This is a genomic window from Gammaproteobacteria bacterium (assembly GCA_033720895.1).
Lineage (GTDB): Bacteria > Pseudomonadota > Gammaproteobacteria > Natronospirales > JAJUFS01 > JAWWBS01.
This window is the reverse complement of record JAWWBS010000082.1, coordinates 1-7,046: the sequence shown is the minus strand read 5'-3', so window position 1 is coordinate 7,046 and position 7,046 is coordinate 1. Positions and strand designations below refer to the sequence as shown.

Below are 7,046 nucleotides of genomic sequence, written 5' to 3'. Positions count from 1 at the left end.
GCGAAGGCAAACGCCGCATCGACGAACACCTCGATGCGGGTCATCTCCGCACCACGCAGTCGAAAGCCGTTCTCCTCTGGACACTCGTCAAGTCGGCGGGCGCTGAAAGGCTGGTTGATGGACATGCTGTTCCCCGTTGCTGGCTGCACGGTAAACTCTAGCCTCAGTTACTTCTTTCAGGAAGCCCGATGCTCCAGCTGCGAACTGCCAGGACCCTGTTGCTTGCCTGCTTGCTGCTGTTCGCAGGCTGCGCCGCGGCCCCGCCCAAGGCACCCCTGAATCTCTGCTCGGTTTTCGACGAGTACCCGGAATGGTACGACTACGCCGCCCAGTCCGAGGACAAATGGGGCACTCCGATCCACATCCAGATGGCCTTCATCCAGCGTGAATCCTCGTACGTGGCCGATGCCCGTCCGGCGATGGAATGGTTCCTGTTCATTCCCCTGGGCCGGCCGTCTTCCGCCGAGGGCTATGCGCAGATCCAGGATCCGGCATGGGAAGACTACACCCGGGCAAATGGCAGCCTGTTCAAATCTCGCAGCGACATGGAAGACGCGCTGGACTTCATTGGCTGGTACAACGACATATCGCGCAAGCGCCTCGGGATCTCTCTGTGGGATCCCTACCGTCTCTACCTCGCCTACCACGAAGGACACGGCGGCTACTCGCGGGGCAGTTACCGCGGCAAGAGCAAGCTGCTTGGGGTTGCGAGGGATGTCGAATACCGCGCCAGGGAATACGGCAGCCAGCTGAAAAGCTGTGAAGCGCGCTTCCAGTGTCGTGGCTGGTGGGAGGTGGGCCCGCTCTGCAGCAAGTAGCGGATCGCGCTACCAGGGGATGTCCTGGCCATCCCAGGCGATGAAACGCCCGCTGTCCGCCGGACCGACACCGCGCAGGATCTCCAACAGCTTGCCTGCCGCGAATGCGGTGCTGAACAGCTTGTCCTCCGGCACCCCGCCCTGGAAGGGTTTCGACAGGCCGGTGTCGGTCGTGCCTGGATGCAGGTTCACGACGCAAGCCTGCTTGTGTGACCGCGACAGCTCCACCGCCAGGGTTTTCATGTGCTGGTTCAGCGCCGCCTTGGACGCCCGATAGGCGTACCAGCCCCCAAGGCGATTGTCGCCGATCGACCCGACGCGAGCCGACAGGTGTGCCAGCACCGCCGACTCCTGCCGTGACAACAACGGCAGCAGGTAGCGTGCCATCAGCATGGCACCGAAGACATTGCTGCCGAAGGCCTGTTGCAGGCTTTCCATGGCAAGATCGGCCGCCCGTTTCTCAGGCTCGATACCACCCTCGGAATGCAGGATCCCCACCGTGTAGATCAGCAGTCGCGGCTTGATGCCGTGCTCGTCGAGACGCGCCACCAGCTGTTGCCAGGACTCCTCGCCGGTGACGTCCAGGGGCTGGCGGATGAGCCTTTCGCTGTCCGGCAAGGCCTCGCTGTCGGCGACGCTGCGTCCACAGGCGACCACCTGCCGGCAACTTTCGTCATCCAGCAACTGGCGAACGAATTCGGCACCGATGCCGCGACTTGCACCGACGACAAGGGCATCGAAAGCCTCGGGCAGGTTCTTGAAACGCATGCGATTCCGGCTCCCGCTGGCTTACCAGCTACCCGTGTTTTCCATCGATTTCCAGGGCTCCTGCGGTGGCAGGGATTCGCCCTTCTGCAGCAACTCGATGGAAATGCCATCCGGTGATCGCACGAAAGCCATGTGCCCGTCACGCGGTGGTCGATTGATGGTGATGCCGGCATCCTGCAAAGACTGGCAGAGGCCGTAGATGTCTTCGACGCGAAACGCCAGGTGGCCGAAATTGCGCCCGCCATCATAATCCTCGGGATCCCAGTTGTAGGTGAGCTCCAGCATCGGCGCCTGGCGTTCGCGGGCCAGCGCCAGGTCCTCGGGCGCCGCAAGGAATACCAGGGTGAAGCGCCCTGCCTCGACATCGCGACGGCTCATTTCCTGCAGCCCGAGCTTGTTGCAATAGAAATCCAGCGAGGCATCGAGATCGCTGACGCGCACCATGGTGTGCAGGTATTGCATCGAGAGTCTCCTGGTAAATGGCAAGGACATGCAGTCTGCCATTCCAGCTCGCACCATTGCCAACCGTTCGGCAGGCAGACCCGCGCCGAGAGGAATTTCCTGTACAGCTGACCGTGCTCCCGGAGGCGCGAGTGCTTGGTTGTGCCGCGATTAAGCCTTACAGTTTTCCAGGTACATACGAACAGGAATGGCCATGCCGACCGACAAGCCACTCGACAACCCCGCCTCGATCAAGGGACTGCTGGTGGACCTCAGCGGCGTGGTCCACCAGGGCGATGCCGCCGTACCCGGCTCGCGGGACGCACTGGTGCGACTTCGTGATGCGGGCCTGCCGGTCAGGTTCGTCAGCAACACCAGTCGCAAGACCTGCGACCTGCTATATCGGCAGTTGCATGAGCTGGGTTTCGATATCGAACGCGACCAGCTGTTCACTGCGCCTGTCGCTGCGCGACAGTACTACCAGCAACATGCCATGCCGATACTCGCGCTGGTCCACGAGTCCCTGCGGCCGGAATTCGATGCCCTGCAACTGACTGATGATCCCGCCGAGGCACGTGCGGTGCTGGTAGGCGATGCCGCCGAGGGTTTCAGTTACACCGCCATGAACCTTGCCTTTCGTGCACTGCAGGAAGGTGCCGAGTTGCATGCCATCGCGCGCAACCGCTATTTCCGCGACGGCGACCGTCTTTCGCTGGATGCCGGCGCTTTCGTGGCAGCACTGGAATACGCCAGTGGCCGCACGGCACAGCTGTTCGGCAAACCAGCGACGGCATTTTTCGAGCAGGCCGTCGCCTCGCTCGGCCTTGCGGCCGACGACGTGTTGATGGTCGGAGACGATGTGGAGGCCGACGTCAATGGCGCCCTCGACGCCGGGCTCCAGGCGGTGCTGGTTCGCACCGGCAAGTACCAGGCGGGCGATGACGACAGGAATCGTGGCAGCTGCCTGGCCGATTTGCAGGCGGTGACGCACAGCTTGCTGGACTGAGGTCCGGCGCGATGCCGCGTCAATGGGCGTCGGTGCTGTCGTCCGAATCGGTGGAGAGGAAATCGCTGCGATGACGCCATGCGTAACTGGCCGTCACGACAAAGATCAGCAGGGCGACCAATAGCATGGGCCATTCCCGGAACATCGCATGCGTCGCCACTGCGCCCAGCATCAGGCCCGCAAGGCCGGCGGCGGCCAGGGTCTTGAGCTTGTCGATCCAGATACCCACGGCGCCAGCGACTTCCAGCACGCCGGTGAAATACATGAATCCCTCCGGGTAACCCCAGCGCGCAAATGCATCGACCTCGAACTCGAGCGCCAGCAACTTGGCCATGCCCGACGCCAGGAAAACCAGGGTGACAATACTGCGATGCAAGGTATCCAAGTAACCTCCTGCTCGGCCGTCCGATGAAACGGCTTGCTTGAGGTTCAGTCTAGCGCCGCGGGAGCGGTTGTCGAGCGACCCTGCGGGTTCATTGCCAGATCACGCTGCCAGGTGACGCAACTCGCGCGTGCCAGCAGCACCTGGTCCTTGAAACCGGCCTGGCGGAAATCCGAGGCCTGCAAGGCAGTGAGCTCCACCAGCAGGCGTTCGAGACGGAGCTGGTGGACGCGTTCCACGCTGTCGCGCAGCTCTTCGAGCAGGTACTCGAGCTGGCGCCAGGACACCGGGGCGTTCTCTGGGTTGCGCGCCAGGCGAGCCAGTTCGCATTCGATTCGAGCCAACAGCGCCCGACAATTATCGTTTTTCATGGCAGCACTCCTTTGCCGGTTTTGGTCCATCTTCGCGAGCACATGCCACCGGGAAATCAGCGCCAACCCGGTAAGCGCAATGGAATTCGCCTGATTCGTGATTTGTGCGGCATGGGCGGGCACTTTTCCCTAGAATTGACACCTGAACGGGCAAGCGAGCAGGTTTGATGGGGGCAATCGAAACAAGCAGCAACGCCACCTTGCAGGGCATGAACACCATGGGTGTCGCCGTGCGCGCCAGGCGGTTGGTCACCGTGAAGCAGCTCGACGCCATGGAGCGGGCGCTGGACCAGGTAGCGGCCGACGCACCGTTGCTGGTGCTTGGTGGCGGCAGCAACATCCTGTTTCGCCAGGACTTCGATGGCACGGTGCTGCACATTGCCGATCAAGAGATCGACGTTTCACCGGGCAATGGTGGCGATCTCGTCACGGTCGCGGCGGGTGCCGAATGGGATGGCTTCGTGCGCTGGTCGCTGGCGCAGGGCTACGCCGGCCTGGAAAACCTGATTCTCATACCTGGCAGTGTCGGGGCCGCACCCATTCAGAACATCGGCGCCTACGGCCGCGAGGTCAGCGAATTCATCGAGGCGGTCGATGTCATTGACCGGGCCACGCGAGAACGGCGACGACTCTCCCCTGCCGAGTGCGAATTCGGCTATCGCGATTCGATATTCAAGCGCGAACGCGACCGCTACATCGTGATCCGCGTGATCTTTCGCCTGCCGCGCCAGCATCCGTTGCGCACCGATTACGCCGGCGTGCAGCAATGGCTGGACGATCACGACATCGACGATCCCCGGCCAGCGGATGTCGCACAGGCCGTGGAGTCCCTGCGACGCAGCAAGCTGCCGGATCCGGCTGACATCGGCAACACCGGCTCCTTTTTCAAGAACCCGATCGTGAGCAGCAGCAAGGCCGAGGCGGTGCGGGCTGCATTTCCGGACGCGCCGGTATTCCCGCTGGACGACGAACACGCCAAGCTCTCGGCCGGCTGGATGATCGAACACTGCGGACTGAAGGGTACGCGTGAAGGCGACGCCGGCTTTTCCGCAAAACATGCCCTGGTGCTGGTCAATCACGGCGAGGCCAGCGGCGAGCAGCTCTGGAGCATGGCCCAACGCGCCATCGATGCGGTTGAGGGCACGTTCGGCATCCGCCTGGAACCGGAACCGCTGGTGCTGTGATGAGCGAAGCCAGCGACAACACGAGCAGCACGCCGCTGCAGTTCCTGCAATCGCACCTGCCGCTGCTGGCAACGGCGACCTACCTGCTGGCCGCAACGGCGGGGCTTATCTATCACTTCTTCCTGATCGGCCACTTCGATCAGTCACTCCTAGATTACTGGGAGCCGAGCGATTTCCTGATTGCGGGTTTTCGCGAACCGGTCGCGCTGTTGATGGCGGCGCTCGCCGTGATCATCGCCTTCCAGATCGCCTTCCTGGATGAATACAATCGCTGGCTGCGCCGCAAGAGCGAGCTGGCTTACAAGCTGGTCGGCAGCTACTACCTGCGCAAGCTCTACCGCGGCCCGTTGCCCGGCCCGGTGTTCGGGGTCTTGCTCGGTGCGGGCTGGTTCCTGGTGATCATCTGGACACTGGCCACCGCCGAGGCGGTCGATACCTGGAATGCCGAATACAACGACGTGCGCATCGAGTTCGTCGATGAGGGTGGCGCCATCAATGGCCGCCTGCTCGCCGTGAGCAACCGCTATCATCTCCTGCTGGTCGCAGACCCTGCCAACACCGAGGCTGACAGCCGCCGCTTCATGGCCATTCCCATTGACAACGTGCTGAGCATTACCCGTTGCGCGGCCCCGGTCGGCGTGTTCGGTCTTAGCAACAACCCCTGCCAGCAACGTGACCGCCTTTCGGCCATGGCTGAACTGGCCGCGCAAGCGGACACCGAAACGCAGGCAGACGGCGAGTCATCGGCAGACACGCCGGCCGCACCCGTGCAGGAACAATCACCGCAACCCTATCGCCGCAATCGCCTGATCAAGGAACCGGACTTCTGAGCCAGCCGTTTGCCAGGCAAAAAAAGACCCCAGGTCCTTGCGGCGACTGAGGTCTCTCTGCAATGCCTGCCTGTCGGCCTGGCGTTGCGCCTTGCGGGTCTTGCCATGCGGTCCTGACTTTCGCTTCAAACCGCCTGACCGAACCACCGGATTGCGTGGCCTGGACATGGTCCTGCTCCTTGGTTGTCAGGGGGCGCGCATCATATGCAGCTGCCAGGGGCAGCGCAAGCGCGTCGCCCGCCTTGTGTAAGATGCAGGCATGACGAAAACCCCACAGCGGCGAACCTTGCTTGTTATCGGCCTGTTGCTGCTCGCCAGCGGCACCACCAGCCCTGCACGGGCAACGGACGACCCGACGTGCGGCGGCCCCATGACGCCCATCAATGCCATCCAGGGTGCCGGCGATTCGAGTCCATTGGTGGGTGAACTCGTGATTACCGAGGGCGTGCTGACCGCGGATTTTTCCGGCCGCGATCAACTGCGCGGCTTCTACCTGCAAGCGGCCGCACCGGATGAGAACCCCGCCACCTCCGAGGGCCTGTTCGTCTACGGCAGGCTGCCCGCTGGTATCCAGCGCGGCGAGCTGCTGCGACTGCGCGGCAGCGTCAAGGAGTACCAGGGGCTTACCGAGCTGGAGAAGCCCGACCTGCTGGCCCGCTGCGGCAAGATCGACATCCAGCCGCTGGCACTCGAGCGTCCCGCCGCTGTCGACGAGTCGCTGGAGGGCATGCTGGTCACTTTCACCAGCGCACTGGTCGTCAACGACAACTACCAACTGGGTCGCTATGGCGAGCTGGTGCTTGGCAGTGCGCGGCACTTCGTGCCGACGGAGCTTACGGCGGATGCCGCTGACGCAAAGCGCATCGCGGCCAGCAACCAGCGCGACCGCATCATTCTCGATGACGGCTCTCGCCGGCAGAACCCCGAAGACATCAGCTACCTTTCGACCCCGCTGTCGGCCAGCCACAGCGTGCGGCTTGGCGGCCAGGTTTCCGGCATCCTTGCCGTGATCGACCAGTTCAAGGGCGAGTACAAGCTGCAGCCACTGGGCCCGGTCTCGATCACACCGGCCAACCCGCGACCGGTGCCACCTGAAAAGGCCGCCGACAACACGCGCGTTGTCAGCATGAACCTCGGCAACCTGTTCAATGGCGAAGGCAGGACAAGGCGATTTCCGACGCAGCGTGGTGCAGACACCGAAAAGGAGTACCAGCGCCAGCTGGCGAAGATCGTGGCGACCATCGTG

General features: G+C 63.1%; 9 protein-coding genes. 5 read left to right on the top strand and 4 right to left on the bottom strand.

What is annotated here, in order from left to right; translation table 11 throughout:
- Positions 1-188: 188 nt before the first annotated feature.
- Positions 189-818, top strand: a complete 630-nt coding sequence (locus R3217_09895; protein ID MDX1455757.1) for a hypothetical protein — start codon at positions 189-191, stop codon at positions 816-818.
- A gap of 9 nt (positions 819-827) precedes the next feature.
- Here the strand turns inward: R3217_09895 and R3217_09890 are convergent, their stop codons facing one another.
- Both R3217_09890 and R3217_09885 read right to left on the bottom strand, forming a co-directional pair.
- The gene (locus R3217_09890) at positions 828-1,586 is read right to left on the bottom strand and encodes an SDR family NAD(P)-dependent oxidoreductase (GenBank protein ID MDX1455756.1); all 759 of its coding nucleotides are present in this window, start codon (positions 1,584-1,586) and stop codon (positions 828-830) included.
- A gap of 21 nt (positions 1,587-1,607) precedes the next feature.
- Positions 1,608-2,048 (bottom strand): VOC family protein, encoded by a 441-nt coding sequence (locus tag R3217_09885; GenBank protein ID MDX1455755.1) that lies wholly within the window; start codon positions 2,046-2,048, stop codon positions 1,608-1,610.
- A gap of 193 nt (positions 2,049-2,241) precedes the next feature.
- Between R3217_09885 and R3217_09880 the strand changes: the two genes are divergently transcribed.
- On the top strand, positions 2,242-3,033 hold the full coding sequence (locus tag R3217_09880; protein MDX1455754.1) for a TIGR01458 family HAD-type hydrolase: 792 nt from the start codon (positions 2,242-2,244) through the stop codon (positions 3,031-3,033).
- 19 nt (positions 3,034-3,052) lie between these two features.
- Here the strand turns inward: R3217_09880 and R3217_09875 are convergent, their stop codons facing one another.
- Together R3217_09875 and R3217_09870 are read right to left on the bottom strand one after the other, a co-directional pair.
- A complete protein-coding gene (locus R3217_09875; GenBank protein ID MDX1455753.1) occupies positions 3,053-3,418 on the bottom strand; it encodes a DoxX family protein in 366 nt (121 codons plus the stop codon).
- Between the two features lie 44 nt (positions 3,419-3,462).
- The gene (locus R3217_09870) at positions 3,463-3,786 is read right to left on the bottom strand and encodes a hypothetical protein (protein ID MDX1455752.1); all 324 of its coding nucleotides are present in this window, start codon (positions 3,784-3,786) and stop codon (positions 3,463-3,465) included.
- Between the two features lie 167 nt (positions 3,787-3,953).
- Between R3217_09870 and murB the strand changes: the two genes are divergently transcribed.
- From murB to R3217_09855, 3 genes are all read left to right on the top strand, one after another.
- Positions 3,954-4,970: a UDP-N-acetylmuramate dehydrogenase gene (murB, locus tag R3217_09865; GenBank protein ID MDX1455751.1), complete on the top strand. Its 1,017-nt coding sequence runs from the start codon at positions 3,954-3,956 to the stop codon at positions 4,968-4,970.
- Entirely contained in the window at positions 4,970-5,800 is an 831-nt protein-coding gene (locus R3217_09860; protein MDX1455750.1) for a hypothetical protein, read from the top strand. Before murB ends, R3217_09860 begins: the two co-directional genes overlap by 1 nt.
- Positions 5,801-6,059: 259 nt before the next feature.
- A partial coding sequence (locus R3217_09855; GenBank protein ID MDX1455749.1) for a hypothetical protein occupies positions 6,060-7,046 on the top strand: 987 nt, incomplete at its 3' end.